The 25,628-nt window shown below is 60.4% G+C and carries 25 protein-coding genes; 12 read left to right on the top strand and 13 right to left on the bottom strand.

The features are described 5' to 3' along the window. Genes HMPREF2943_RS08405 through HMPREF2943_RS08395 form a run of 3 tightly spaced genes read right to left on the bottom strand, consistent with a single transcriptional unit; the run spans nt 1 to nt 1,889 of the window. The gene (locus tag HMPREF2943_RS08405) at nt 1–615 is read right to left on the bottom strand and encodes an energy-coupling factor transporter transmembrane component T family protein (RefSeq protein WP_070446725.1); all 615 of its coding nucleotides are present in this window, start codon (nt 613–615) and stop codon (nt 1–3) included. Nucleotides 616–618: 3 nt separating this feature from the next. Continuing rightward, complete coding sequence (locus HMPREF2943_RS08400; RefSeq protein WP_070446726.1) at nt 619–1,311, bottom strand: energy-coupling factor ABC transporter ATP-binding protein; 693 nt, start codon at nt 1,309–1,311, stop codon at nt 619–621. Nucleotides 1,312–1,316: 5 nt separating this feature from the next. Next, nucleotides 1,317–1,889 (bottom strand): biotin transporter BioY, encoded by a 573-nt coding sequence (locus HMPREF2943_RS08395; protein ID WP_070711323.1) that lies wholly within the window; start codon nt 1,887–1,889, stop codon nt 1,317–1,319. Nucleotides 1,890–2,000: 111 nt separating this feature from the next. Between HMPREF2943_RS08395 and HMPREF2943_RS08390 the strand changes: the two genes are divergently transcribed. The 6 genes from HMPREF2943_RS08390 (at nt 2,001) to HMPREF2943_RS08365 (ending at nt 7,862) form a co-directional block, all read left to right on the top strand. Then, nucleotides 2,001–2,522 carry a hypothetical protein gene (locus HMPREF2943_RS08390; protein WP_070711322.1) on the top strand — a complete coding sequence of 174 codons (522 nt, stop codon included), beginning with the start codon at nt 2,001–2,003 and terminating at the stop codon, nt 2,520–2,522. Between the two features lie 267 nt (nt 2,523–2,789). Beyond that, nucleotides 2,790–3,923: a recombinase RecA gene (gene recA, locus HMPREF2943_RS08385; protein ID WP_070446729.1), complete on the top strand. Its 1,134-nt coding sequence runs from the start codon at nt 2,790–2,792 to the stop codon at nt 3,921–3,923. A gap of 9 nt (nt 3,924–3,932) precedes the next feature. Next, nucleotides 3,933–4,532: a recombination regulator RecX gene (recX, locus tag HMPREF2943_RS08380; protein WP_070711321.1), complete on the top strand. Its 600-nt coding sequence runs from the start codon at nt 3,933–3,935 to the stop codon at nt 4,530–4,532. An 8-nt stretch (nt 4,533–4,540) separates the two neighbouring features. Then, entirely contained in the window at nt 4,541–6,091 is a 1,551-nt protein-coding gene (miaB, locus tag HMPREF2943_RS08375) for a tRNA (N6-isopentenyl adenosine(37)-C2)-methylthiotransferase MiaB (RefSeq protein WP_168166186.1), read from the top strand. Between the two features lie 21 nt (nt 6,092–6,112). Beyond that, a complete protein-coding gene (locus HMPREF2943_RS08370; RefSeq protein WP_070446732.1) occupies nt 6,113–6,745 on the top strand; it encodes an Rv2732c family membrane protein in 633 nt (210 codons plus the stop codon). Between the two features lie 28 nt (nt 6,746–6,773). After that, nucleotides 6,774–7,862 carry an alkene reductase gene (locus HMPREF2943_RS08365; RefSeq protein ID WP_083315664.1) on the top strand — a complete coding sequence of 363 codons (1,089 nt, stop codon included), beginning with the start codon at nt 6,774–6,776 and terminating at the stop codon, nt 7,860–7,862. Here HMPREF2943_RS08365 and HMPREF2943_RS08360 read toward each other — a convergent pair. Both HMPREF2943_RS08360 and HMPREF2943_RS08355 read right to left on the bottom strand, forming a co-directional pair. Then, nucleotides 7,844–8,920, bottom strand: a complete 1,077-nt coding sequence (locus HMPREF2943_RS08360; protein WP_070711320.1) for a GNAT family N-acetyltransferase — start codon at nt 8,918–8,920, stop codon at nt 7,844–7,846. The two genes, HMPREF2943_RS08365 and HMPREF2943_RS08360, sit on opposite strands and share 19 nt — an antisense overlap. A gap of 15 nt (nt 8,921–8,935) precedes the next feature. After that, nucleotides 8,936–10,252: a DUF349 domain-containing protein gene (locus tag HMPREF2943_RS08355; RefSeq protein WP_070711319.1), complete on the bottom strand. Its 1,317-nt coding sequence runs from the start codon at nt 10,250–10,252 to the stop codon at nt 8,936–8,938. 131 nt (nt 10,253–10,383) lie between these two features. Here HMPREF2943_RS08355 and HMPREF2943_RS08350 point away from each other — a divergent pair, with 131 nt between their 5' ends. Genes HMPREF2943_RS08350 through dapF form a run of 3 tightly spaced genes read left to right on the top strand, consistent with a single transcriptional unit; the run spans nt 10,384 to nt 12,790 of the window. Next, entirely contained in the window at nt 10,384–11,016 is a 633-nt protein-coding gene (locus HMPREF2943_RS08350) for a hypothetical protein (RefSeq protein ID WP_070644956.1), read from the top strand. Beyond that, a complete protein-coding gene (gene miaA, locus HMPREF2943_RS08345; protein ID WP_070711318.1) occupies nt 11,016–11,942 on the top strand; it encodes a tRNA (adenosine(37)-N6)-dimethylallyltransferase MiaA in 927 nt (308 codons plus the stop codon). Before HMPREF2943_RS08350 ends, miaA begins: the two co-directional genes overlap by 1 nt. 11 nt (nt 11,943–11,953) lie before the next feature. Continuing rightward, nucleotides 11,954–12,790, top strand: a complete 837-nt coding sequence (gene dapF / locus HMPREF2943_RS08340) for a diaminopimelate epimerase (RefSeq protein WP_070446736.1) — start codon at nt 11,954–11,956, stop codon at nt 12,788–12,790. Nucleotides 12,791–12,808: 18 nt separating this feature from the next. Here the strand turns inward: dapF and HMPREF2943_RS08335 are convergent, their stop codons facing one another. Continuing rightward, nucleotides 12,809–13,342 (bottom strand): hypothetical protein, encoded by a 534-nt coding sequence (locus HMPREF2943_RS08335; RefSeq protein WP_070446737.1) that lies wholly within the window; start codon nt 13,340–13,342, stop codon nt 12,809–12,811. 20 nt (nt 13,343–13,362) lie between these two features. Next, a complete protein-coding gene (locus HMPREF2943_RS08330) occupies nt 13,363–14,145 on the bottom strand; it encodes a hypothetical protein (protein ID WP_070711317.1) in 783 nt (260 codons plus the stop codon). 122 nt (nt 14,146–14,267) lie between these two features. Here HMPREF2943_RS08330 and hflX point away from each other — a divergent pair, with 122 nt between their 5' ends. Both hflX and HMPREF2943_RS08320 read left to right on the top strand, forming a co-directional pair. After that, a complete protein-coding gene (hflX, locus tag HMPREF2943_RS08325; protein ID WP_070711316.1) occupies nt 14,268–15,746 on the top strand; it encodes a GTPase HflX in 1,479 nt (492 codons plus the stop codon). Nucleotides 15,747–15,780: 34 nt separating this feature from the next. Continuing rightward, nucleotides 15,781–17,061, top strand: coding sequence for a uracil-xanthine permease family protein (locus tag HMPREF2943_RS08320; protein ID WP_070711315.1), 1,281 nt, complete (start codon nt 15,781–15,783; stop codon nt 17,059–17,061). Between the two features lie 98 nt (nt 17,062–17,159). Here the strand turns inward: HMPREF2943_RS08320 and HMPREF2943_RS08315 are convergent, their stop codons facing one another. The 4 genes from HMPREF2943_RS08315 to HMPREF2943_RS08300 form a co-directional block, all read right to left on the bottom strand. Beyond that, on the bottom strand, nt 17,160–17,483 hold the full coding sequence (locus HMPREF2943_RS08315; protein ID WP_070711314.1) for a hypothetical protein: 324 nt from the start codon (nt 17,481–17,483) through the stop codon (nt 17,160–17,162). Between the two features lie 147 nt (nt 17,484–17,630). Beyond that, nucleotides 17,631–17,900 (bottom strand): HPr family phosphocarrier protein, encoded by a 270-nt coding sequence (locus tag HMPREF2943_RS08310; RefSeq protein WP_010190265.1) that lies wholly within the window; start codon nt 17,898–17,900, stop codon nt 17,631–17,633. 58 nt (nt 17,901–17,958) lie between these two features. Beyond that, nucleotides 17,959–20,043, bottom strand: a complete 2,085-nt coding sequence (locus tag HMPREF2943_RS08305; RefSeq protein WP_070711313.1) for a PTS fructose transporter subunit IIABC — start codon at nt 20,041–20,043, stop codon at nt 17,959–17,961. Nucleotides 20,044–20,066: 23 nt separating this feature from the next. Beyond that, entirely contained in the window at nt 20,067–21,038 is a 972-nt protein-coding gene (locus HMPREF2943_RS08300) for a 1-phosphofructokinase family hexose kinase (protein WP_070711312.1), read from the bottom strand. 238 nt (nt 21,039–21,276) lie between these two features. On the opposite strand from HMPREF2943_RS08300, the gene ptsP reads away from it, so the two are divergent. Further along, nucleotides 21,277–22,971 carry a phosphoenolpyruvate--protein phosphotransferase gene (gene ptsP, locus HMPREF2943_RS08295; RefSeq protein ID WP_070711311.1) on the top strand — a complete coding sequence of 565 codons (1,695 nt, stop codon included), beginning with the start codon at nt 21,277–21,279 and terminating at the stop codon, nt 22,969–22,971. 82 nt (nt 22,972–23,053) lie between these two features. Here the strand turns inward: ptsP and HMPREF2943_RS08290 are convergent, their stop codons facing one another. Both HMPREF2943_RS08290 and lexA read right to left on the bottom strand, forming a co-directional pair. Then, entirely contained in the window at nt 23,054–23,836 is a 783-nt protein-coding gene (locus HMPREF2943_RS08290; RefSeq protein WP_070446745.1) for a DeoR/GlpR family DNA-binding transcription regulator, read from the bottom strand. 368 nt (nt 23,837–24,204) lie between these two features. Beyond that, entirely contained in the window at nt 24,205–24,927 is a 723-nt protein-coding gene (lexA, locus tag HMPREF2943_RS08285) for a transcriptional repressor LexA (protein ID WP_070711310.1), read from the bottom strand. Nucleotides 24,928–25,628: the final 701 nt, after the last annotated feature.

Raw genomic sequence — 25,628 nt, 5'->3', positions numbered from 1 at the left:
TTAGTCTCCGACGCCGCGCGCTTGCAGGGCCTCGCCCATGGCGCGTGCGCGACGGATCGAGCGAATGATAACCGGGGTGCCAAAGGCGGTTAGTGATGCCGTGGCACCCCGGGCTTTTCGTGCGTCCAGCACCTCGACGACCGTTCCTAGCATCAGGGGAAGTAAACGAATGGTCAGGGACATCGCTAGCGTGATGTTCTCAACGGGGACCCCGAGGCGCCCCAGAGGAGCCAGGGCGCGATCCAGGGAGTCCATCATCTCCGAGACCTTTGTGGTGAGTGTTAGCAGCACCGCCGCGCTAATGGCGGCGTAGATGGTGAGGAACATGATGGCAGCCGCCGTCAGGTCTTTCTGCCACCACTGGAACGCGGCGAGCGCGAGGAGAAGGTAGAGCGGCGGTGCGAGTTGGCCAAACGCAACGCGGAAAGGAACTCGGGCAATGGGGAAGAGGCCAAGGGGGAGAGCCAGGCTCACCGCCGCCCAAGGGATCGTGTGCACCGCCAGCGATGTTACGAGAATGAAGGCGATGAGTAGTAGGAACTTCACCGCGGCGGGGATGCGGTGAATGATGGTATCGGCGTCGACATAGAAGCCGAGTGGGATGTTCTTGGGCATGAGTTAGAGCGGGCGGGATTCCATAAGGTTCGTGTAGAAGGGGATGACCTCCTCGGGTGCTCCATCGGCAACGACGCTGTGGTTGTCTATGCACAGAACGCGATCGAAATCGGAGAGGAAGTCTAGATCGTGAGTGACGACGATGAGCTGTTGTTCCAGACGTGCGAACTCGCGGCGAATGCGGTCGCGGTTGCGCAGGTCGAGCAGGGTGGTTGGCTCGTCAGCGATGATGATGGTCGGTTCGATGACCAGTACTGAGGCCAGTGCAAGGAGCTGTTTCTGCCCACCTGAGAGCGTGTGCGGAGACTGCTCTGCCAAGGGGCCTAGGCCGAAGCGTTCGAGGGCGGCGTCGACACGCTTGGTACGTTCTTCCCGAGACAATTTGAGACGACGCAGGGAGAACTCCACGTCATCGCGTACCTGCGGCATGACGATCTGGTTCTCGGCATCAGAAAAGACGAAACCCACGCGGCGTCGGATTTCCTTGCCGTGCTTGGCGACGTCCAGGTTGTCCACCACCACCTGACCGCTGGTGGGGTCACCGAGTCCGTTGATGAGCCGAACGAGCGTGGACTTGCCGCCACCATTGGCACCGATAATGCCGATGCGCTGTTCGCTCAAGCAAAGTGAAATGTCTTTGAGTACGGGGGTTTCGTCGAAGGCGACGGAAACATTGCGGAAATCGATCTGCGGCACGGGAGCTACTTCGCTTGAGCGCGTCGACCCATCAGATCGGGGAATGCTGCATGAACACCGACCGCGATAATGACCATGACGGCGACCTTGATGAGATCGGGGATGATGAATGGGCCTTGGGCAATGATGGCAGCCCCGAAGGACATGTCAGAGCGGAACACTAGGCCCAGGCTTCCACAGAAATATTGCACAGCTAAGCCAACAAGACCAGCAATGGCGAGGATGGCGGTCATGCCTCCCTTGCCGCGCGGCGCCCGGTAGGCGATAAGACCGGTGATGGCCGGAGCGACCACATATCCAACGAGGTAGCCCACCGTGGGGCCGGCGATAGCACTTAACGCGCTGCGCCCGCCAGCCAGGATGGGAAGACCAACGAGGCCGAGAGCTATAAAAAGCAGACCGACGAAGAGGCCGCGCCGGCCGCCGAGAACCAGGCCGGCCAGGATGATAACGGCATTTTGGAGAACGATGGGCACACCCGCGGTGGGGGTGGGGATGGAGACGAAAGCAAAGACTATGATGAGCGCGGTGAAGACCGCGACGTACGCGATGTCAGCCGCGACGGAATTCTTTTTCATGGGCCAAAGTTTATCCAGCGGGGTAACGGTGCAGCAAATGAGCCCTTTTGAACACCGTTCAAGCATGGGCTTTGGATCCCACGATCACCCCGAACGGGGTACCCTCGGGGCATGGCAGATAGGCAGGGACAAGCATGGTTTAACGATGTGATGCACCTAAGCGTGCGCGGGGGTGCAATGGCGCTTCTCTCCGGCTTGGTCATAGGTGGTCTGACTGGATGTTCGTTGATGAATTCCGCGAATGTCATTGAAAATATCGATAGGGCAGCCGGGGTGAAGGAGGGGGATCCTGGCAGCGTGGACATGCAGATCGGTGACATCTTTGATTCCGAGTATGAACGGGTGATCTTAATTTGCCCCGGTGCTTCCGAAAAAGATGTCCTAGCGGCGGGCGAAGGTACCTGGCAGGGCGGTAGTGATGAGGACGATGAGTGGGTGCCGCCTGCTGCGGGGCAGGTTGAGCTCTACCGGGATGTGCAAAGGCCCGGGTATTCCTCATTCATGAGCAGTAGGGCTGACCTTGACGAGCTAGACATGTGTGGTCAACTAGGGGAGGAGGTGGCCGTTCTTCCAGCTTCTGAGAAGGTGACTTTCTCTCGGCAGGAGCAGGGTGGCCCGTGGGTGCTCCAGTAACGGACTTGGCGCCCTGGACACGCGTCACGGCAGAATGGCCAATCGAACACTTGTGTGTGTATTGTGGGGACGTGGTCCGGTGAGCGCGTTAGGGTGCTTTCGTGGCTTGTGGTGAGGGTGAAAGGCTAATTGAGTCAAAGCCTGGGAACCAAAGTCACGAGGCGGCAGTCTAACTAGGTGCCACCTTTAATTAACACTCAAGCATTAACACGCACGTATTAACGAGCAAGAATGCACAACAACTGACGCACGATAGTGAGGAAATGAATGGCTACGAAGAAGAAGTCCTCGACGGCGAACAAGGGCGATGATCGTCAAAAGGCCCTTGATGCCGCAATGGCGATGATTGAGAAGGATTTTGGTAAGGGCGCCGTCATGCGTTTGGGCGATGATGACCGCCCGCCAATCCAAGCCATTTCCTCCGGCAACACAGCTATCGATATCGCATTAGGCGTCGGCGGTTTCCCGCGTGGGCGTATCGTGGAGATTTATGGCCCGGAATCCTCGGGTAAGACCACCGTTGCGCTGCACGCCATTGCATCGGCGCAGAAAACCGGTGGCATCGCCGCATTTATCGATGCTGAGCACGCTCTCGACCCGGAGTATGCGCGCCTACTCGGCGTGGATACGGACAACCTGTTGGTTTCCCAGCCAGATACCGGTGAGCAAGCTTTGGAAATCGCCGATATGCTGGTGCGTTCCGGTGCCATTGACATCATTGTCATTGACTCGGTCGCGGCGCTGACACCGAAGGCTGAGATTGAGGGCGAGATGGGAGATAGCCACGTTGGCCTTCAGGCGCGCCTCATGTCCCAAGCGCTGCGCAAGATGACCGGTGCTCTGTACAACTCGGGCACCACCGCCATCTTCATCAACCAGCTGCGTGAAAAGATCGGCGTAATGTTTGGCTCGCCGGAAACCACGACGGGTGGTAAGGCGCTGAAGTTTTACGCCTCGGTGCGTTGCGATATTCGCCGAATCCAGACCCTGAAGGATGGTCAGGATGCCATTGGTAACCGCACCAAGCTCAAGGTTGTGAAGAACAAGGTTTCCCCGCCGTTCAAGATCGCTGAGTTCGACATCATGTACGGCGAGGGCATTTCGCGCGAGTCTTCCATCATTGACTTGGGCGTCGAACACGGCTTCATCAAGAAGTCTGGCTCGTGGTTTACCTATGAGGGCGACCAGCTGGGCCAAGGCAAGGAAAAGGCCCGTAACTTCCTCAAGGACAATCCAGATCTCGCGGATGAGATTGAAAAGAAGATCTTCGTCAAACTCGGCGTTGGTGCCGCCGCTGCCGAAGCGGGCGAGGATGTAGCGATGGACGTGCCGGGCGCGGACGATCCGCTGACGGATGAGGCTGTGGATCTTGTACCGAACGTCGATTTCGACGACGACTAATCGGAATCAATGCCACAACCTTCACCAGAGAAACTCGAAAAGCTGCGTCGCGCTCTCGAAGCCTACGAGTCGGGTGACGCCGGCGGGCAACTCATTGACGCGGAAGCCGAAGCGGCGAAGGCACCCGTGCGTTCCCGTGCGCTAGGTCTACTGGATCAGCGGGCGCGTTCCCGCAAGGAGCTGCGTGACCGGCTCGTCGCTGCGGACTTTGAGCCAGAGGTCGTTGACACTGTCGTCGATGACTTAGCAGGGGTAGGGCTTGTTGATGATGAAGCCTTTGCCAAGGAGTGGGTGCGTCAGCGTCACGCCCGGCGAGGAAAATCGGCCCGGGCCCTCAACCTCGAATTGAAGGAGAAGGGCGTCGAGGCTGCCGACCGTGCCATAGCTTTAGAGCAGATCACTGAAGAATCTGAAGAGGCTGTCGCCCGCCAGGTAGCTGAAAAGAAGGCGCGAACCCTCAAGAGGGTTCCCGCTGACCGGCATGAGAGGGACAAGTTCTTGCGTCGCATCGTTGGCACGCTCGCGCGGCGCGGCTATAACCAGGAACTCGTTATGCGTATCTCCATTGAGGTCTTGGACGCACGCATTGCTGAACTTAAGGCATTATGAGTAGTCGGATGGGCCAGTTAGAATGTCCCCCCGTGAACTCCCCCGTAACTAATTCCCAGCCCCGCACCTATGAGGTGCGGACTTTCGGCTGCCAAATGAACGTTCATGACTCAGAGCGCATCTCCGGCCTGCTTGAGGAAGCCGGCTATTCGGCGGCACCGGAGGGCACTGAGCCTGACCTCATCGTTTTCAATACTTGCGCCGTGCGCGAGAACGCCGATAAGCGCCTGTACGGCACGTTGGGTGCGTTAAAGAAGACGAAGGAAAACCACCCGGGCATGCAAATCGCGGTGGGTGGCTGCTTGGCGCAGAAGGATAAGGACACAGTCCTTGACCATGCGCCGTGGGTAGACGCTGTTTTCGGAACCCACAACATGGCTGCCCTGCCGGCATTGCTGGAGCGTGCCCGCCACAACGATGAGGCCCAGGTTGAGATCGTCGACGCCCTGGAGGCCTTCCCGTCTGTGCTCCCGGCAAAGCGCGAATCCGCTTATGCCGGGTGGGTATCGGTATCCGTGGGCTGCAATAACACCTGTACCTTCTGCATTGTTCCCTCGTTGCGCGGCAAGGAAGAGGACCGCCGCCCAGGTGATATCCTCGCAGAGGTTCAAGCACTGGTGGACCAGGGCGTGTCCGAGGTGACCTTGTTGGGGCAAAACGTCAACGCCTATGGTGTCAACTTCGCCGACCCGGATCTGCCGCGGGACCGCTTCGCTTTCTCCAAGCTGCTGCGGGAAGTAGGCAAGATTGAGGGCCTTGAGCGCCTCCGCTTTACCTCCCCACACCCTGCCGAGTTTACGTCCGATGTTATCGATGCCATGGCGGAGACCCCAGCGGTGTGCCCACAGCTGCACATGCCGCTTCAGTCTGGTTCGGACAAGGTGCTCAAGGACATGCGCCGTTCCTATCGCACGAAGAAGTTCCTGGGCATTCTCGATGAAGTGCGAGAGAAGATGCCGCATGCTGCCATTACGACGGATATAATTGTGGGCTTCCCTGGCGAGACAGAGGAAGACTTCGAGGCCACTCTAGAGGTGGTGCGCCGCGCCCGCTTCGCGTCCGCCTTTACCTTCCAGTACTCGCCGCGCCCAGGCACCCCGGCTGCGGAAATGGAGAATCAGATACCGAAAGAGGTCGTGCAGGAGCGCTTCGAGCGCTTGGTAGCGCTGCAAGACTCCATCCAGGCTGAGGAAAACGCGAAGCTCGTCGGTTCCGATGTAGAGCTTCTGGTTCAGGCGGAAGGTGGCCGTAAGTCCGCCGAGACTCACCGCCTTACCGGCCGTGCTCGCGATGGTCGCCTCGTTCACTTCGCTCCCGTCGATCCTGCGGGCAAGGACATTTCCGCGGAGATTCGTCCCGGTGATGTCGTGCACACCACCGTGACGGGTGCGGGCTCCTTCTTCCTGGTTGCTGACTCCGGCGTCAGCGAGCACCGCCGCACGAAGGCCGGCGATATGTCGGCGGCAGGGCAGACACCTACGACGGCTCCGATTGGGGTGGGGCTGGGGCTGCCGGGCGTCGGCAAGCCCAGCGCGCCGGCTGATTCTTGCGGCTGTTAGAAGAGAGTAGGCTCCGGTTCTATGAGTGATGACTTGAAGCAGGTGCGCGACGCCGTCGCGGCAGAGAAGCGTGCAGCGAGGACCATTGAACTGGGAAAGCACAAATACGCGCTCATCGTATCCGTCCTGGCGTGGGTAGCGTACCTGGTGCTTCCTTATGCTGGCGAGGCTCGCGGATGGGAAGCGCTCTTCGTCGGAGGAACCGTCGAGGGAGTCCGGATCTCGCTTATGGAGACCGTCAGCGCCTGGCTAGCGTTGGGTGGCGTGGGTATTCTGACCACGGCCACACTCCTCACGCGGCGGACGTCTGTAGCTCTCGCCGCATGGATGATGGTGACCATCTCCTTTTTCGTCAACTTATGGGGCTTCTGGTACCGCGGCGGCGCCGCTGAGGGTGCTTCCATCGGCATGTACGCGGGTGCTATCTCGACGTTGGTGGCCTTTCTTGTGTACTGCCAAGTTGCGTTGCGCCGCAGCCCTGAGCAGCTAGCCGCCGCTGAGCGTGTCCGTGAAGTCTCGGGGCAGCTTGACCACGTGGGTGTCTTGCAAAACGAAGCCGCGACTGAGCTGCCAGCGGAGCAGAACCCGCTGCTTATCGACGACCGCCGCTCACGCGCCGCCTCACGCCACCGCCGTCAGCAGGGCGAGGAATAAGCACTCCTACTATCGTGTTGTGGAGTGCATGACTACACTCTTCGACTCACTTGAATTGGGACGACTAACCCTGCCAAACCGCGTGACCATGGCAGCTTTGACCCGCTCACGGGCAGGCCGTGACGGTGTCCCCACACATGTGCACGAGACGTACTACACGCAGCGCGCTTCCATGGGCCTTATCGTGACAGAGGGCGTATTCCCCTCGATGACGAGCCGCGCCTTTCCTGGCCAGCCCGGTGTCGAAACTCCAGAGCAGATTGCCGGGTGGCGTCGCGTGACGGAGTCCGTCCATGAGGTCGGCGGGCGCATTTTCATGCAGGTAATGAATGGCGGGCGCCTGTCTCATGCCAGTCTCCTCGAAGGGGCACAGCCGGTAGCGCCCTCCGCAGTGGCCTCTGGGACTGCGGTCAGAGATTTTGAGTCCCGCAAAGAGTGCCCGGTTCCCCGAGCCCTCGACGTTGAAGAGCTACCTCGCATCATCGGAGAGTTCCGTCAGGCCGCTCGCAACGCCATCGACGCAGGGATGGATGGCGTAGAGATCCATGGCGCCAATGGCTACCTTCTGCATCAATTCCTTTCCCCGAGCTCCAATCACCGAGAGGATGCTTATGGTGGAAACCCAGAGAATCGCTATCGCCTCGTGGAGGAAATCCTCCGTGCTGTGGCCGAGGAGATCGGTGCAGACCGTCTCGCACTGCGGCTGTCGCCACAACACAATATTCAGGGCATCGAGGAAACTGACGCCGCGGATGTGCTTGCCACGTATGGAGGGCTGCTCCGTGCAAGTGAAGACCTCGGTCTGGCCTATGTTTCCTTCCTCCACGCAGAGCCTACCGGTGAGCTCATTACTGAGCTGAGCACCCTTGCACGCGCTAACGGGCGCACCCGCGTCATCCTGAATTCGGGATTTGTCCAGGTCACCCAGCGTGCCGAAGCCGAGGAGCTGGTTCAGCATGGTGATGCGGTGGCCGTGGGCCGCTTGGCCATCTCGAACCCGGACCTCGTTCGCCGTTGGCAGGAGCAGCTTCCAATCACCGCGCCGGACGAAGGAACGTTTTACACAGGTGGGGAGCGCGGCTACACCGATTATCCGCTCTACACGGTGAGCTCGTAGGCGCTGCTGGCGGAGATGATATGCGCGCCGAGGCGCGCATAGAGCGCATTCATCGCTGGATCAGCTTGGGCCACAGAACAGTACGCCCGGCGAACGGTGGGCCAGTGGTGCGTCACCGCGTACTGAGCATGCTGCTTGGCGCGCGTGGCCAGTCCGCGCCGGCGGTAGGCGTGGTCGGTGACTGTGAGAGTCCACTCGCACACTTCGGGGTCTGCATCGCCGTGGCGCGACAGCTCCGTGAGTGCGACAACTCGACCGCGCTCGAGAATGCCGACGAGCAACGTGTGAGCCTTCCGGGAGCGTAGCCGGGCGTAAGCTTCGTTGAGGCGTTGCCGCGTCCACACGATAGGCTCAACGCTCAAGTCACCGTACACGGCGTCGGCGGAGGCAATGGTGAGCAGCCGCAGGACATCATCCAGCAACTCTTCCGGAATGTCATAGTCCGGCCACACCTGCGCACCGAGCACCGGGGCAGTGGGCTGGATGTCGACGTACATCTGACGCTCGGCGTGCTTCTGGCGAAACCCCAGTTCGAGGTAGGCCTGCGACATCGGATCGTAGGTATGGTCCGCGTCCGGCGGATACAGCATGCCAACCTGGGCATTCTTGCGGCCCAGTTGGCGGGTAAGCCGGAGTGCCTCGCGGGCGAGGGCTCGCGTAACGTCGAGAGCCTCTGGCTCTAGTTCCTCCCCAGGCAAGGGCAAGAGATCCGCGGCGAGAACGCATTCGATATCGGCGTTGTCCGTTTCCTCCAAGAGAGGAAGTGAGATATGGATGAAACCGTCGAAGTCGATTTCTGGGCTGGGCTCGGCTGCTGAAATGACCGGCAGCCCCAGTTCTCCTGCAGTGCCCATAGCAGCGGTAGTGAGCCCGAAAAGGTAAGTCACGGACTCTGCGGAGCCTTGCAAGCGCTGGAGCACACGGCGTGGAGAGCCACTGGCCGCGGGATCACCGCTGGCTTCCTGTGCGGCAAGGTTAGCGTCGAAGACAAAGCTGCGGAGGCAATCCGCCGGCTCAGCGTGTGCCGAGCCCGGCGGGGCGACTATCTGAACGAACACTCAGACTGGGAGCCGCTACTTATCGTTGACAGCAGCCGCAGCGGCATCCGCGAACTCCTGCCATTGCTGCGCCTGGGCGCGCAGTTCCTCTGCCTTTTTGGCATTGCCCTTGGCGTCTGCGGCCTCCGCCTGTGCAGTGAATTCATCCACCTTGGCTTGGAACTGGGCCACGCGGGCTTGGGCCTCTGGGTCCGTCCGGCGCCATTGTGAATCCTCGGCGTCGCTCACGCGCTTTTCCAAAGCCGAGATCTTAGACTCGTATTCGCGCACCTGCTTGCGCGGGACGAAACCAATCTCTTCCCACTTTTCCTGCAGCTCCCGCAGCTTGGCCTTTGCAGCGTCGATGGACTTGGATGGATCAATCTGGGAGTCATATTCCGCAATGAGCGCGTCCTTGGCGGCGGCGTTTTCTGCGAATTGCTTATCCCGTTCGTCGTTGACCGCGTTGCGGGCGTTGAAGAAGTGGTCCTGCGCGGCACGGAAGCGGGCCCAGAGTTTATCGTCGATCTCGCGGGGAGCGCGGCCAGCGGCCTTCCACTCCGTCATGAGGTCACGGTAAGCACGCGCCGTTTCACCCCAGTTGGTGGATTCCTTAATAGCCTCCGCGCGCTCCACTAGCTCTTCCTTCTTGGCGCGGGCTGCAGCGCGGTTGCGATCGAGCTCGGCGAAATGCGAGCCCCGACGACGGTTAAAGGAATCGCGGGCGCGGGAATAGCGCTTCCACAGTGCATCATCCGTCTGACGGTCGATGCCACGAATCTGCTTCCACTCCTCGAGGATGGCGCGAATGCGGTCGCCGGCGGCCTTCCACTCCGTCGAGTTGGCGGCGATGTCCTCGGCCTCGGCCGCCAGCTTTTCCTTCTTGGCGATTGCCTCTTCGCGGCGGCGAGCCTTGTTAGCCTGCGCCTGCTCGCCGGCCTCCACGGAATGCTTAATGACGGTGTTCAGGCGCTTGTCCAAGGCGGCAATATCACCAATCACTGCCTGCGTGGGCAGGGAGTCCCGGAGCTCTGCCGCGGTTGATTTGATCGATGCTGCATCGTCCGGATGCGCCTGCAGGCGGGATTCCAGCAGCTCGATTTCGGTAGACAGATCGTCGTAGCGGGCGCCAAAGTGCGCCAAGCCTTCTTCTGGGGTGCCTGCCTGCCATTCGCCGATTTTGCGTTCACCTTCGGGCGACTTCACAAAGACCGAACCATCAGCATCAACGCGGCCCCATTTAGCGGGATCATTCTTTGCCGGCTGCACCGGTCGTGCGGCGGGGGCGGAAGCCGACGGGCCGGGACGAGCGCCCTTGCGGGGCATGGCTCCAGGAGAAGGAATAGCGGACATGGTAGGAAACCACCTTCGGTACTATCGCGCCGCGCGACACGGCTGCCAAAACTTATGTGACACAACACTACCGTTTCCGCCGTGCAGCCGCGTGTTAACCCCGAAAAACAAACCTTATAGGATGGGAGTTGATGCAGAATCTCATGGTTATGCCAGCCTCCCCGGCTCTGGCGGAAGAACTCTCTCCCGGCGATGACGCTTCGCGCGCGCTGCTCGGCGCGGCCTGCGAGCTCGCTCGCGATGCCGCACGCATAAGCGGCGGAGGCCCTCTCAAGGTAGATATCGTGGGATCGCGTGATACTCGGTGGCGCACCGAGCATACGGGAAGCTTGCGAGCATGGGGAGCGCCGCAGGTCGACGTCGGCGGAGGCAACTTTCTGCCAGAAATCATGGCCCGCTACGTGCTTTGTCGCGCGCTTGCCCACACACCCGATGAACCAGGCTTCGTGGTGGAGGATTCCCGCGCTGAACTCGGTGAGGTCCGTCCCGCCCGCCTGACCGTTGTCTGTGTTGATGGCTCAGCAGGCCTGACCAAACGCGCGCCACTAGCCCTCGTCGACGGCGCACGGGATGCCCACTTGTGGTGCGAAAGCGTTCTTGCCGGCGGGGAAGCACACTGCGACGAGGCACGTCTGCGGTCCGCAGGTGTGCTCGAGACGAACCTCTGGGCACAGCTGGCAGGCGTGCACCCACGGCACGCGGAGCTTCGGGCAGCGGATTCAACCCTCGGGGTAGGGCGCTATGTGGCGGGGTGGCAGTGCTGATGACTCATACTCACCCGCACGCGCCAACCCCCATTGCAGTGGTCGGCCCGACGGCCTCCGGAAAGTCGGCTCTCGGCGTAGCTCTTGCACACGAGCTTGACGGGGAAGTTGTCAACGTTGATTCGATGCAGCTCTACCGTGGCATGGACATCGGCACCGCCAAGCTAACGATGGAGGAACGCGAAGGTATCCCACACCATCAGCTCGATGTGTGGGACGTGACGGAAGCGGCGTCGGTAGCACGCTATCAGTCCGCTGCCATCGCGGATATCGAGAGTATTCGAGCGCGTGGCAAGACTCCGATCTTGGTGGGCGGCTCCATGCTTTATGTCCAATCACTCGTGGATGATTGGCAATTCCCGCCCACTGATCCGCAGGTGCGCGCTCGCTGGGAAGCCCGGCGCCAAGAGATTGGTACCGATGCCTTGCACGCAGAGCTTGCCAGCGTGGACCCGGCAGCCGCGGCCATCATTGAAGATAAGGACCCGCGCCGTACCGTGCGCGCACTGGAAGTCATCGAGCTTACAGGCAAGCCTTTCAAAGCCAGCCAGCCACCGAAGAACGCCCCGCCCCGATGGGGCACGAGAATCCTCGGGTTGCGCACGGAAGCCAGCTGGTTGAACCCGCGCATCGAGCTGCGTAGCCGCCTCATGTTCGACAAGGGGCTGGTGGAGGAAGTGGAGAGCCTCCAAATCCGCGGCTTGAAGGCTGAGTCCACAGCCGGGCGGGCGATTGGCTATGCCCAAGTTCTCCAAGCACAGCGCGGAGAGCTGACATGGGAGGAGGCAGTGGAGCGCACTATCACCGGAACCCGCCGCTATGTGCGCCGCCAGCGCGCCTGGTTCAACCGCGATAAACGGATCCACTGGTTGGATGCCGCGGCTGACACGACCACGCAGGCTTTGCGTGTCCTCGAAGGGCGTTAGACTCTACAGCTATGAACTTTGCTAAAGGCCACGGAACTGAGAACGATTTCGTCATTGTGGAGGGAACCGAGCCGCTACCGCCGGAAAAGGTGGCGGCACTGTGTGACCGTCGAGCCGGAATCGGCGCCGACGGTGTACTGCGCGTCATCCGCGCTGGTGAACTGCTCGCTTCTGGAGAAATCGATGAGCTCGCGCCGGGTATTAACGCCGATGACTGGTTCATGGACTACCGCAACGCGGATGGCTCCGTGGCGGAAATGTGTGGCAACGGCACCCGCGTCTTCGCGCATTGGGTCCGTTCCCGTGGGTTGGTGGAAGAAGACACCTTCACCGTGGGCACGCGCGCCGGCGCCAAGCAGGTTACCGTGCACTCTTTCAGCGAGACTGAGGCCGAAGTTAGCGTGGAGATGGGACCAGCACAGGTGCTCGGTGTCTCCACGGCTGCGATGGCGGGGGAGAGCTTCGCCGGGCTAGGAGTGGACGTGGGAAACCCCCATTTGGCGGCTGTAATCCCGGGGCTTAGCGCAGAGGCCTTGGCTGGAAAGCGCCTTGAGCAGCCTGTCTTTGACACTGATTTTTTCCCGGCAGGCGTCAACGTAGAGCTGGTGACACCTTTGCGCGATGGTGTGATTCACATGCGCGTCTTCGAGCGCGGCTCGGGGGAGACTCGCTCGTGCGGCACCGGAACGGTGGCGGCAGCGTGCGCCGCGCTTGCCGATGCCTCCCAGGTCACCGGCCACGTCCGCGTCATTGTTCCGGGCGGCGAGGTAGAGGTGGACATCACCGAAGACGGCTCCACGCTGACGGGGCCTTCGCGCATCGTGGCAACTGGTGAAACTTCACTATAGGGCTTTTCGGGACGGCGTTTAGCGTCCGTCCTCTTTTTTGTAGTTGGTGCCCAAGGCCAAGGCGGCGCGGCGGGCCGCGAGCCAGGCTTCTTTGAGTTCTGCGGCGCGCTCGTCGGCCACTTTAAGCAGGGATTCCAGCTCACTGGTTTCAACGTGCGGTGAGTTCACCCGCGCATCGAGGCGGCGTAAGAAGCGTTGCGCACCATGCATCTCGTAGTGGAACGCTTCGATGACGGGGTTTGCGCAGTCGACGTCGACAAGCGCGGGGCGGTGCAATGTTCGGTCGGCTAAGGACTCCGCGTCATCGCTCGTAGCAAACGTGGCATAGTCCTCGAGGACACCCGTGATGTCCTCCACCGTGAGCGCAATGGAAGCCCGCAGTGCCGCATGCTCCGAGGCGTTGGGGCGGGCATCGGCGAAAAGCCACAGCGCGCCGCAGACGAAAGCAGCGAGGATGACTCCCGGCAGCTTCAGCGTCACAATCAACACCGCAGCGGTAACTGCGGCGAGAAGCAGCGCTAGACCGCGACGCTGAGATGCGGAAAAAATCATGGTGACAACTCTCCGAGACCTTAGTGGCCTCCGCAGCCTCCAGAGCCACAAGCGCAGCCGCCTTCGCCGCCACAACCACCGGTGGGCAGCGCAATCGAGGCCGTCAACATCGCCGAACCCGCAAGAACGGAATCCTTCGGTGGCAGCTCACCAAAGCTCTCCGGCAGACACAGATCGAAGGGGAAGGTGCCATCCATGACGAGGTGCATGAAGCGCTTACCTGTGAGCTGGTTGTGGCGCCACTCGGATTCCATGACCCGTGCGGAAAAAGTGCAGCCCGGCGTGGGGGATTCGGAACCGGAACCGGCCGCAACAATTGCCGCGCCAGTGGATTCAAACGTGGCTGGGTAGGCACCCTTCTCGGCTTCGTAGGCTTCAGTGCTGTCGAAGGCGGTGACGTCGAGGCCCATCGCGGTGAGCTCTACCTGTTGCCACTGCTGGGTGTCCTCATCTGCCAAGAGCGGGCCCTGCGCCAGGTTCGCCGTTGCTTGCGCGAGAACGTTTCCGAAAGGATCGATGATGTCCAGGTAAGCCAAGACATCGTTGATCATAGAGACGTGAGCGAATCCTTGGGTGACGCCCTCGAAGCCGATAAAGGTGGCGAAAGGTTCGACGGCAAGGATATTGAGTTGCGCCCCGGAAGGATCCGAGAACTGAATGAGTTGTCCTCCGCGAACCTCCCCGGTGACTGCCAGCTGGTTGGTGGAAATGGCGGCTTCGACGGCGTCCTGCCAGCGCTCGTAGTTGAGGCCAATGGCCTGCATCTCTGGGTGGGTGGTCTCTTTGACGGTCATGCGGCCCATTGTATCTGGCGCCGCGATGACTCAAAAATGTTGTCGGTGAGCCTTGCCGCCGGGATCGGCACAAGGTCGTGTGCAACGGAGATTCCCTGTTAAGAGGCGTGACGTGCAAGAATAGAAAACATATGACACAAGAAACCCATGATGATCTCCTCGCGCAGGCTTTTGGTGAGCCCGCGCCCATGACACAGGTGCCGTCCACCGGTGATTTCGACCTCGCGGAGCGCAATGCCTTCCGGCGAGTGAACCGTAAGACCACAATCCGCTCAGAAGACAGCACCGACATCTACGAGGTGGAGTACCGCAAGCTCCGCCTTGAGCAAGTGATCTTGGTGGGCGTGTGGACCGAAGGCACCGTGGCCGAGGTTGAGGCCACGATGGCGGAGCTTGTCGCGTTGACGGAGACCGCGGGTGCAGAGGTCATCGAAGCCCTGTATCAGAAGCGCGACAAGCCGGATCCTGGAACCTATATCGGTTCCGGCAAGGTGAAAGAGCTCAAGGATATCGTGACTGCCACCGGCGCGGATACCGTGGTATGCGACGGCGAACTTACCCCGGGCCAGCTCACGGCATTAGAACGAGCGCTCAACACCAAGGTTATCGACCGCACCATGCTCATCTTGGACATCTTCGCGCAGCACGCCAAGTCCAAGGAAGGTAAAGTCCAAGTCTCGCTCGCACAGCTGGAGTACCTCTACACCCATACACGCGGTTGGGGCGGTAACCTCTCGCGCCAGGCGGGTGGCCGAGCCGGATCCAACGGCGGTGTCGGCTTGCGCGGACCCGGTGAAACCAAGATTGAGACGGATCGTCGCCGCATCCGCACGCAGATGGCGCTCTTGCGCAAGGAACTTAAAGGGATGAAGACGGAACGCGAGATCAAGCGCTCGCGCCGCGCATCCTCAACGATTGCGCAGATCGCTATTGCTGGCTACACCAACGCTGGCAAGTCTTCGCTCATCAACGCGATGACGGGCGCTGGCGTGCTGGTGGAGGACGCGCTGTTCGCTACCTTGGATCCCACTACGCGCCGCGCCGAGCTGGCCGATGGCCGTCAGGTCGTCTTCACCGATACCGTCGGCTTTGTGCGCCACCTGCCGACGCAGCTGGTGGAAGCCTTCAAATCCACCTTGGAGGAAGTCCTCGCAGCGGACTTGATGCTTCATGTGGTGGACGGCTCTGATCCTTTCCCGCTCAAGCAGATTGAAGCGGTCAACAAGGTCATCTATGACATTGTGAAGGACACCGGTGAGGAAGCCCCGCCGGAGATTATCGTCATTAATAAGATTGACCAGGCTGACCCCCTGGTACTCGCGGAGCTGCGCCACGCCCTCGACCGCGACAATGTCGTCTATGTCTCCGCCAAGACAGGGGAGGGCATCGATGAGCTCACTGCGCGTGTGGAGCTGTTCCTCAATTCCCAGGACGAACATGTGCAGTTGCTCATTCCGTTTACCCGCGGGGACATGGTCGATCGCATCCATACCCAGGGCACCGTGCGCAGTGAAGAGTACACGGGTCAGGGCACGCTTGTCGACGTTCGCCTGCCCGCCTCTATTGCCGCCGAACTCAGGGAATTTCGCGTGGCCGGTGAGGACGCTTAGGTTTCAGTGCTCCCGTGAGCCATAATTATGGTTCGTGAGTAATTTTGGCTGGGCCGTCCACGGGGACGGAAAAACGATTAAGCCGGGCGCGGTCGTCGCACCCGAAGAACGATTGAGCTGGGGCCGCACTATCGGCATTGGCATGCAGCACGTCGTGGCCATGTTCGGCGCGACACTGCTGGTGCCCACCCTGACCGGATTCCCGGTCAATACGACGTTGCTGTTTTCAGGCCTGGGAACAATCCTATTCCTCCTGATTACCCGCAACCGCCTGCCTTCCTACCTGGGATCCTCTTTCGCGTTCATTGCGCCGCTGAGCGCCTCCCAGCAGTACGGCATTGGCGCACAGGCGGGTTCCGTCTTAGTGACTGGCCTGGTCCTGGTGGCGATTGGTTTCGCGGTGAAGGCGGCGGGCCGGAAGGTCCTTGACGCCGTCATGCCGCCGGCTGTGACCGGCGCCATCGTGGCACTGATTGGCCTTAACTTGGCGCCCAATGCTGCCACCAATTATTCGAGCCAGCCTCTAGTTGCCACGGTGACGCTGGCGGTCATCATCCTTGCCACCGTCGCCGGTCGCGGCATGGTGTCGCGCCTGTCGATTCTTATCGGCGTCGTCGTCGGCTGGGCTTTCGCGGCCGCTACAGGCAACCTTGGCGAAGGCGCTGTGGAGTCCATCCGCGAAGCAGCCTGGATTGGCTTCCCGCAGTTCCATGCGCCGGAGTTCCACGTTTCCGCCATCGCGGCAGCCCTGCCGGTGCTGGTTGTGCTGATTGCTGAGAACGTCGGTCACGTCAAGGCGGTCTCGGAGATGACCAAACGCGATCTCGATGATTTGGCCGGTGACGCTCTCATCGCTGATGGCCTGGCTACCTCCCTAGCCGGTGGGTTCGGCGGCTCCGGCACAACAACCTATGCGGAGAATATCGGCGTTATGGCCGCGACCCGCGTCTACTCCACGGCCGCCTACTGGGTAGCTGCTATCACAGCCATCGCTCTGGCCTTCATCCCGAAGTTTGGCGCGCTCATCTTTACCATCCCCACCGGCGTGCTGGGCGGCGCTTGCATTGTCCTCTACGGGCTCATCGGCATGCTCGGCGTGCGCATCTGGATGGACAACAAGGTCAACTTCAATAACCCGGTGAACCTCACTGCTGCGGCGGTGGCGCTCATCGCGGGTATTGGCAACCTCACCCTCGACGTCTTTGGCGTGACGCTTGAGGGCATTGCCTGGGGCTCTGTCGGCATCATCGTGCTCTACCCGGTGATGAAGAAGCTCTACGGCTCCATTGGTGAGGGCCGCGGCGCGAAGTACTAGACATACCCTCGCCGCCTGAACGGAGTAAAGGCACCATCTGGAGGCTTTGATTTAGAAAATCCCAGGTGAATGTGTGCAGAAGTCTGCATAAGGTGCTTTTACTTCGGTCCCTTTAGAGCTCTCCCCACGAACTCATCATTCAGCCAGACATCATCACTGTCGGAATGAGCCTGTGCGTAGTCCAGCAGCTCTTCCACCGTGTGTATGTATACCTCGTCGTCGGTATGAGTTGGCCACGAAATGGTTTCGGGGTTGGCGAAGTCTGCTTTTCCAATCGGATAATCTCCCGCTAATTGATCCGCCCAGAGGCGTGAGGCGACTCCGTGGTAGAGGGTTTCGGTATCGAGGTCGCCGCGGAACCGGGTCAACGCTCCCATGACCTCGTAGCCGAAGTCTGGGGGCGTTGTTGGCTGGCCAGTCATGTCTTTGACTCTACACAGTAGGTCACTTCAGTCGAGGGGAGAAGACGAGAGAAAGAGCCCGCGCAGACACGGAGAAACAAAAAGCTCCCGCCACCCTCAGTACAAGAGGGAAGCGGGAGCTCTGCCGTTCTATAGACGGAAAGTGCTTTAGGAAGCGTCGAGGTCCTGCTCGATGAGACCGGCGATCTTCTCCACAGCGGCCTCGTTCTCAGAAGTCACGGTGACTTCGTCGCCTTGCTCGGCGCCGAGAGCCATGATCATGAGGGAGGAAGCAGCATCGGTCTCATCCTCGTCCTCATCGCCGACGAGGGTCAGGAAGATGTCCTCGTCGAACTCAGCGGCGGCATCGGCGATGATGGAGGCCGGACGTGCGTGCAGTCCGACGGAGGAGCCAACCTTGACGGTCTTAGAAGCCATGATAATAATCCTTTCGAATTACGGTGTTTCGTGCTTACAAGTGTACGCGGCTTAGGCGCTAGGCGGCGGCCTTGGTCTTGTCTGCCTTCGCAGCAGCTTCTTCAGCAGCCTTGTTAGGCCAGAATTGCTTCATCGCGATGACCGCAATGGCGGACACGATGACGCCGGCAAGGATAGCCACGAAGTAGGCCCACGCAGGTTCGATAGCGAAGATAACAAAGATACCGCCGTGCGGGGCGCGAGACATGACGTCCAGGGACATCGACAGAGCACCAGTTACTGCGCCACCGAGCATCATTGACGGGATGACACGCAGCGGGTCGGCAGCAGCGAATGGGATAGCGCCCTCGGAGACGAAGGACAGCCCCAGCAGCCAGGCGGACTTACCGTTTTCCTGCTCCGCAGGCGTGAACAGGTTCTTGCGTACGAAGGTAGCGATGGACAGTGCGATCGGCGGAACCATGCCGGAGGCCATAACGGCGGCCATGATCTTCATGGAAGCCTCATCACCCGTGGACAGGCCAGCAGTAGCGAAGAGGTAAGCAGCCTTGTTGACCGGGCCACCCAAGTCGGAGCACATCATAAGTCCCAGGATGATGCCCAGAAGGACCGCGGAGGAACCGGACATAGAGGACAGCCAGTTCTGCAGGCCTTCCATGATGGCGGCCAGCGGTGCACCGAGCAGCAGGTACATGAGCAGGCCGGTAATCATCGTGGCGAGCAGCGGGATGATGACCACAGGCATGAGGGAGCCGATCCAGCGCGGGACCTTCCACTTGCCAATCCACATCGCAACAAAGCCAGCGATAAGGCCGGTGACCAGACCACCGATGAAGCCCGCACCGAGGGTGACCGCAATGGCACCACCGGCGAAGCCCGGCGCGATGCCCGGGCGGCCCGCCAGCGCGAAGGCAATGTAGCCGGAGAGCGCCGCGACGATGAATCCCATCGATGCTTGACCGATGGCGAAGAGCACGGCGCCGATGTACAGGGCGAACCCTGCCTTCTTGAAGGTCATCATTTCGCCATCAACCATGACGTCATGGCCCGGCAGGTTGGTCAACGAGTAATCGCTGGTGATGGCCTGCCAACCGTTGGCCATGTCGTAGCCACCGAAGAGGAAGCCCAAGGCTAAGAGGAGGCCACCGGCAGCGACGAAGGGCACCATGTAAGACACACCGGTCATGATGGCCTGCTGAATGCGCTTGCCCCAGCCCAGACCTTCGCCTTCTTCTGCGGAACTAGAGGAGGCTGCGCCTGCCGTGCCTGCGACCTTGTGTGCGTTGGGGTTCTTGGACGCAGCGATAGCTTCATCGAGCATCACGCCCGGCTCGTTGATGGCGCGCTTGACGCCTGATTCAATAACGGGCTTTCCGGCGAAGCGCTCCCGGTCGCGAACACCGACATCGGTAGCGAAGATGACGGCGTCGGCAGCCGCGATGGTGTCTGCAGAAACAGCGGTGTTATTGGAGGAACCCTGGGTTTCAACGGTGAGCTCGACATCGTCGCGCTCCTCGGCGGTTTGGGTGAGGGCGTCGGCTGCCATGTATGTGTGGGCAATGCCGGTCGGGCATGCGGTCACAGCCACGATGCGGGTCTTCTGTGAATACGCAGCCTTGCTCGCCGCAGGCGCTGCAGTCGCAGCTGCAGGTGCTGATTCGCTGGCCGTAGCCTTCTTCTTCGGTTTTTCGGCGTTAACCACGTCGAGTACCAGGGAGACGATTTCCTCCTTGGTCTGCGCGGTGCGCAGAGCCTCCAAGAAGTCCTTCTTCACCAGCGCGCGAGCCAGCTTGGAAAGGATCTTCAGGTGTGCTTTACCGCCACCTTCCGGGGCGGCGATGAGGAACACCAGGTGGGCGTCGCCATCGGGCCCGGAGAAGTCTACACCGCGCGAGAGGCGGGCGAAGGCCAAGGTGGGTTCAGACACTGCGGCGGAGCGGCAGTGTGGGATGGCAACGCCACCGGGGACACCGGTGCCAGCTTTTGCTTCACGCTCGATGGCGGGGCCAGCCAGTTCCTCCACGGAGGTGGCGCGGCCGGTGTCGTGGACAAGCGTGGCCAGGTTGGTAATGACTGATTCGATGCTGTCACCGAAGTCGGCGTCGAGCGCCACAAGATCGGTGGTGATGAGTTCTGATGACATCGGGTACGTACTCCTCAGTACTGCTAAAAGTCGGTGACGGCCTGAACCGTCGTGTGTTCGATATCTAGTTCTTCAGGGGTTGGTATCTGGGTTCCCGGGAGTGCTGCGGCAGCCGAGCCGTAGGCCACCGCTTGGCGCAGGGCTTCCGAGTAGGAGGCACCCGAGCGGCGGGCGAGGATATAGCCGGAGAGCGAAGAATCACCGGCGCCCACGGTAGAGCGCAGGGTAATCGGCGGGGGAGTAGCGGCCCACGCTTCATCGGCAGTGACCAGCACTGCGCCAGCGCCACCCAGGGTGACGAGAACCTCGGGGATGCCGCGCTTGACGACGACCCTCGCGGCCTTGACCACACCGCTAAAATCACCGTTCTCGGCGGCAGCTTCGAGGGCCTGACCATCCACGTTGGCTAGCTGGCCAAGCTCAAGACCATTCGGCTTGATGAGGTCGGGGCTGGCGGTTTCGAGGTTTTCTCCGAGAGCCACCATAGGGGCATCGGAGGTGTCGACGGCTACACGGATGCCGGGGTTGGCTTCGCGCGCGACACAGATGAGCTGCGTGTACCAATCTGTAGGAACGCCTTGGGGGAGAGAGCCCGCCATGACGATCCACTCGGCGTCAGCGCAGAGTTCAGCAACGGCCTGTGCCACGTCTTGCTGAATTGATTCATCGAGCGTGGGGCCGGGTCCGTTGAGTTTGGTCGTACGGCCATCCGGTTCGGTCAGGGTGGTATTGGTGCGCACCGCGTCATGTGCCGGCACGGCGTGCACGGGGATAGACGCGTCAGCGGCGAGGGCTAAGAAAGGGTCTGAGGCCACAGCCGGTAGAAGGGCCAGACTGTCGACGTTAGCGAGCGTTACGGCGTGCGTGACGTTGACGCCTTTACCACCGGCAACGCTGGATACAGACCCTGCGCGGTGTACAGCACCAGGCTCGAGTTCCTCGTTTAGGCGCACGGTGGCGTCGATGCTTGGGTTGGGGGTCAAGGTAAGGATCATTGTGGACAATGTCCCCTTTCGCGGAGTGCGTATATTGGGGGCAAACGCGCCTCGGCGGCTTAAACAAGAACTCCCGTGCGGATTGCCCGTGGTCAGCGTGAAAGTAATGTTGCTTAATGTTGATTATTGCCCGTATGTGTCCGAATGTCAACGGAATCACTGTGGTTTTCGTTGCATTTTTGACCGACTTGTGATGATCTGGATAGAGAAAAACATCGTCTCCGTAAGGAAATGTGTCATGGAAAACGCATCCCCATCCACCATTAAAGGCACCGGCGTCGTCGCCGGCGTTGCATACGCTGAGGCGGTGTGGGTTCGCCCACGCCCAGAACTGCCCACGGCTGGAGAAACCGTGGCGGAAGAGCAACGTGATGCTGAATACGATCGCTTCCTCGAAGCCGCCGACATCGTTGCCAGCAGGCTAGAACAGCGTGCCGCTGGTGCTGAAGGTCAGGCAGCAGAAGTTCTGGGCGCTACTGCTGGAATGGTCAAGGACCGAGGTTGGCACAAGGCAGTGCGCAAGGGCATTCGCAGCGGCAAGAACGCCGAATATGCAGTTGTTGGTGCCACAGACAGGTTTGTCACCATGTTTGAGGCCGCCGGCGGCGTAATGGCCGAGCGCACGACTGACCTCAAGGACGTGCGCGACCGCGTCATCGCACAACTGCGTGGTGAGCAAGAGCCGGGCCTGCCCATGGTTGAAGGGGAGGCGGTGCTGCTGGCGGATGACCTTGCACCGGCGGATACCGCAACCTTGGACACCACCCATATCAAGGCGCTTGTGACCGAGCTGGGCGGTCCCACCAGCCACACGGCAATTATCGCTCGTCAGCTCGACCTTCCGTGCATCGTGGCCGTCGGCGCTGAGCTACGCACGATTGAGGCGGGAACCCAGATCTTCGTCGATGGCTCCGTGGGAACAGTGGCCCTTGGTGCGGATCGCGCTGCCTCGCTCAAGGCTGTAGAGGAATACCGCGAGAAGGCGGCACGAGTGGCCGAGTGGCGGGGTCCGGCCCAGACCAAGGATGGACACCGCGTGCAGTTGCTCGCCAATGTTGCCGACGGCAACGCAGCTCGCATCGCCTCTGATTCGCAGGCAGAAGGTATCGGTTTGTACCGTACAGAGCTGTCCTTCCTCTCCGCGAGCGAAGAGCCCACCGTGGAGGAGCAAGCGCGCATCTACGGCAAGGTTTTCAACGCTTTCCCGGACTCCAAGGTCGTTGTTCGAACACTCGATGCCGGTTCTGATAAGCCGATCTCCTATGCCACGTTAGACTCTGAGGAGAACCCCGCCTTGGGCGTCCGCGGCCTGCGCATCGCCCGCGATAACGAGGCACTTTTGACCCGTCAGCTCGATGCCATCGCGCAGGCCGCAGAAAAGCGTGCCGAAAGTGCCACGACGTGGGTTATGGCACCGATGGTGGCCACGGCAGTCGAGGCAAAGTGGTTCGCCGAACTCTGTCGCGAGCGTGGGCTCACGGCTGGTGCGATGATTGAGGTACCGGCTGCAGCCCTGATGGCGGATACTATCCTGCCGCACCTCGACTTCGTGTCCATCGGTACCAATGACTTGACGCAGTACACTATGGCCGCTGACCGCCTATCGCCCCAGCTGGCCTACTTGACTGATCCGTGGCAACCGGCCGTGTTGCGTTTGATCCAGCACACCTGCGTGGTCGGGCGCGATAATAATGTTCCGGTGGGCGTCTGCGGCGAAGCAGCAGCAGATCCCATGCTCGCCTGCGTGCTAACTGGCCTTGGTGTGACTTCACTGTCTGCGGCGTCGACTGCGGTCGCAGGTGTTGGCGCACAGCTTGCTGAGGTCACTCTTGAGCAATGCCAGAAGATGTCGGACGCAGCAGTAAACGCTGAGGGCCCAGCTGATGCCCGCGCCGCGGTGATTGACCTATTGGAGCAATTCCAAGCGTCCTAGATTATTGTGAATGCGCAGGAGGTGTGTGCCCCTCACCATGAAGGGGTGCACACCTCCTGAAACGATCTAGGGGCTAAAGCGCCTACTTCTCTGCAGCAATGATCACCTCAATGCCGTGCTCACGCAGCGCTTCAACGTAGGAAGCGGGCGCGCCGGCATCGGTGATAACGACATCAATTTCATCGAGGGACGCAAAGCTCACGAGGTAGTCATTGCCCAGCTTTGAAGAATCGCACAGTACGACGACGCGGTGCGCATTGGTGACGAAAGCGGACTTGATCGCAGCCTCTTGCGAGTCTGCCGTTGAGAGACCGTGATCAATGGTCAGTGCGTTGGTGCCGACAAAAGCCACGTCGGCACGCATGAGCGCCATGGTGCGAAGGGCGGTATCACCAACCACGGCCTGGGTAATTGCCCGTACTGTACCGCCAAGGAGCTGGACTTCGGATACCCCGTTGCTGGCTAGCGAAAGGGCGATCGGCAGGCTGTTGGAGACGATGCTGAACTGACCTGCCGAATAGCGCTGGCCAATGAGATCAGCAAGCGCATTCGTCGTGGTGCCGGCGTCGAGGAAGATGCTGCCGCCATCGGGAAGCTGTTCCAGTGCAGCGCGCGCAATGGCCATCTTGGCGCCCGTGGCCGAGCGTTGACGGGTATCAAGGGTTAACTCCGCGGTTTGGAAGGATTGGGAGGCAACCGCACCGCCATGGACTCGGTGCACGACTCCTTCCCGGTCCAAAACCGCGAGATCGCGGCGAATCGTCTCAGCGGTAACATCGAAGCGTTCAGAAAGTTCGGTGACATTGACACGGCCTTCGACGGCGGTCAATGAGGCAATTTGTCGGCGACGCTCTTCTGCGTACATAGTTCCTCCCGGTGAAGTCTGCCTGTGGTGGTCACTGCGCCCGCCGCGGAAAGGAAACGGGGCTGGGGCGTGTGAACGAAAAGAACAACGAATGTTGCGGCGATGCTTCTATTGTCCCACTGAAGGTGAAGAAAACGGAACGAAACAAAGAAAAACTCACATTGAGATTGCTGTCTTAGTGTAAAAATTCCGTCATAACCTGCACATATGTAAATGTGTGATGTCGGACGCTAAAGCGGTAGGAATCGGGCATGTACACACACAAGGGGGTAGAAAGAAACAATCCCCCGGCCCTTTACGCCCGCACCGAGTGGACTGGCACTGCGGGGTGGGTAGGGCCCTGGGGGATGGCTGCGAAGTGATGATTCCTAGAGCTTGCGGAAAACTGACACTACCTTGCCCATGATCTCAGCTTCGTCGCCCTTGATGGGGGAGTAGGCATCATTATGGGGGAGAAGCCAGACGCCGGAGGAGTCGCGGTGAAATTCCTTTACGGTGGCTTCTTCGCCGTCTAGGAGAGCGGCGACGAACTCGCCTTCCTCTGCGACGGATTGTGAGCGAATAATCACCCAATCGCCGTTGAGGATTCCGGCGTCCTGCATAGAATCGCCCACGACCTGCAGCATGTAAAGTTCGCCGCTGCCAAGGATTTCGCCCGGCATGGGGAAATAAGCATCAACGTTTTCTTCGGCGGTAATTGGGGTACCTGCGGCAATGCGGCCGACAACAGGGATGTAGTTCGGCGTCGCTGCGTCCTCAGGGATATCGGGGGTGGAAAGATCCGGAGACTTGTTTGCCTGGCTTGTCTTGCGGCCGGGCTTCTTCGAGTCTTCGGCACCGGGGAAGTGGCGGACATCAACGGCGCGCGGCTTGTTTGGATCGCGGCGCAGGAAGCCCTTCTCCTCAAGCTGCTTCAGCTGGTAGGCCACGGATGATGTGGACTGTAGGCCGGTGGCATCACCGATCTCACGAATGCTTGGCGGGTATCCGCGGAGCATTACGGCATCATGGATAACCTCCAGGATGCGGCGCTGGCGGGCGGACAGGGTGTCGAGGGAAGGGTGGTCGCTTCGCTTGGATTTGCGAGCCATTCTTTCTCCTAAAACTATTGCGATGTGCACATTCGTGGTTGAGGCTTTGGCGTGCCAGGCATGTATGGGGCTGCCGATGGTGCTTCTGCTTTCCTTTTTAGCACGACAGGAAAAAATGTTCGACTGGCGTCGCCGAATTATGGACAAATTTTCGAGACGGTGCTATAAATCGAACATACACGCTAAATCGAACGGTTGGTCGATGGTGATGTTCGAAAGTGTCTGCCTGGATTCTTATACTTCGGATATTGCGTCGATGGAGAAGGAAGAACTAGAAAGGAGCCGTCATGGCTATCGCTCTCAATAATGCCTCTGTACTGCGTAGGGATGTTCGTCGGAAGCCTCGCAATACGGCAGTGCTGGTCCCTCCGGCGGCAATTTGGGATCCTGTGCAGGGCCAGGTGCGAACCCATGAATTATCACCTACTTCTTCCCGTGGCTCGTCTGTTGTTCGAACGCTCTCTTCGGAGGGTAGAACACAGGGGCGCACGATCAGCTCGGCACCACCCTGTGTTTCTTCCCCGCGGAGTGTGTCGCGGAGCCGGCGTGGTGGGTCGAACGTAGGTAACTATGTTTTGGGCGCGGTCTTTGGCGCTGCAGTCTTTATTGGAACAGTGTGGGGTGGCCTCAGCATCGATAGTGAGGTTCCTAGTAACAATGGTGCTTCAGCTACCGCGGAGGCAGCTTCGCGCTAGAATTCC

The sequence above is a fragment of the Corynebacterium sp. HMSC072D12 genome (assembly GCF_001813925.1).
Classification (GTDB): Bacteria; Actinomycetota; Actinomycetes; order Mycobacteriales; family Mycobacteriaceae; genus Corynebacterium; species Corynebacterium aurimucosum.
This window is presented reverse-complemented; position numbering and strand designations above follow the sequence as displayed.

Excerpts from the sequence above, each read along its gene's own strand:
- HMPREF2943_RS08405 (WP_070446725.1), bottom strand. The coding sequence starts at position 615 with ATGCCCAAGAACATCCCACTCGGCTTCTATGTCGACGCCGATACCATC.
- HMPREF2943_RS08395 (WP_070711323.1), bottom strand. The coding sequence starts at position 1,889 with ATGAAAAAGAATTCCGTCGCGGCTGACATCGCGTACGTCGCGGTCTTC.
- HMPREF2943_RS08390 (WP_070711322.1), top strand. The coding sequence starts at position 2,001 with ATGGCAGATAGGCAGGGACAAGCATGGTTTAACGATGTGATGCACCTA.
- recA (WP_070446729.1), top strand. The coding sequence starts at position 2,790 with ATGGCTACGAAGAAGAAGTCCTCGACGGCGAACAAGGGCGATGATCGT.
- recX (WP_070711321.1), top strand. The coding sequence starts at position 3,933 with ATGCCACAACCTTCACCAGAGAAACTCGAAAAGCTGCGTCGCGCTCTC.
- miaB (WP_168166186.1), top strand. The coding sequence starts at position 4,541 with ATGGGCCAGTTAGAATGTCCCCCCGTGAACTCCCCCGTAACTAATTCC.
- HMPREF2943_RS08370 (WP_070446732.1), top strand. The coding sequence starts at position 6,113 with ATGAGTGATGACTTGAAGCAGGTGCGCGACGCCGTCGCGGCAGAGAAG.
- HMPREF2943_RS08365 (WP_083315664.1), top strand. The coding sequence starts at position 6,774 with ATGACTACACTCTTCGACTCACTTGAATTGGGACGACTAACCCTGCCA.
- HMPREF2943_RS08355 (WP_070711319.1), bottom strand. The coding sequence starts at position 10,252 with ATGTCCGCTATTCCTTCTCCTGGAGCCATGCCCCGCAAGGGCGCTCGT.
- HMPREF2943_RS08350 (WP_070644956.1), top strand. The coding sequence starts at position 10,384 with ATGCAGAATCTCATGGTTATGCCAGCCTCCCCGGCTCTGGCGGAAGAA.
- miaA (WP_070711318.1), top strand. The coding sequence starts at position 11,016 with ATGACTCATACTCACCCGCACGCGCCAACCCCCATTGCAGTGGTCGGC.
- dapF (WP_070446736.1), top strand. The coding sequence starts at position 11,954 with ATGAACTTTGCTAAAGGCCACGGAACTGAGAACGATTTCGTCATTGTG.
- HMPREF2943_RS08335 (WP_070446737.1), bottom strand. The coding sequence starts at position 13,342 with ATGATTTTTTCCGCATCTCAGCGTCGCGGTCTAGCGCTGCTTCTCGCC.
- HMPREF2943_RS08330 (WP_070711317.1), bottom strand. The coding sequence starts at position 14,145 with ATGGGCCGCATGACCGTCAAAGAGACCACCCACCCAGAGATGCAGGCC.
- hflX (WP_070711316.1), top strand. The coding sequence starts at position 14,268 with ATGACACAAGAAACCCATGATGATCTCCTCGCGCAGGCTTTTGGTGAG.
- HMPREF2943_RS08315 (WP_070711314.1), bottom strand. The coding sequence starts at position 17,483 with ATGACTGGCCAGCCAACAACGCCCCCAGACTTCGGCTACGAGGTCATG.
- HMPREF2943_RS08310 (WP_010190265.1), bottom strand. The coding sequence starts at position 17,900 with ATGGCTTCTAAGACCGTCAAGGTTGGCTCCTCCGTCGGACTGCACGCA.
- HMPREF2943_RS08305 (WP_070711313.1), bottom strand. The coding sequence starts at position 20,043 with ATGTCATCAGAACTCATCACCACCGATCTTGTGGCGCTCGACGCCGAC.
- HMPREF2943_RS08300 (WP_070711312.1), bottom strand. The coding sequence starts at position 21,038 with ATGATCCTTACCTTGACCCCCAACCCAAGCATCGACGCCACCGTGCGC.
- ptsP (WP_070711311.1), top strand. The coding sequence starts at position 21,277 with ATGGAAAACGCATCCCCATCCACCATTAAAGGCACCGGCGTCGTCGCC.
- HMPREF2943_RS08290 (WP_070446745.1), bottom strand. The coding sequence starts at position 23,836 with ATGTACGCAGAAGAGCGTCGCCGACAAATTGCCTCATTGACCGCCGTC.
- lexA (WP_070711310.1), bottom strand. The coding sequence starts at position 24,927 with ATGGCTCGCAAATCCAAGCGAAGCGACCACCCTTCCCTCGACACCCTG.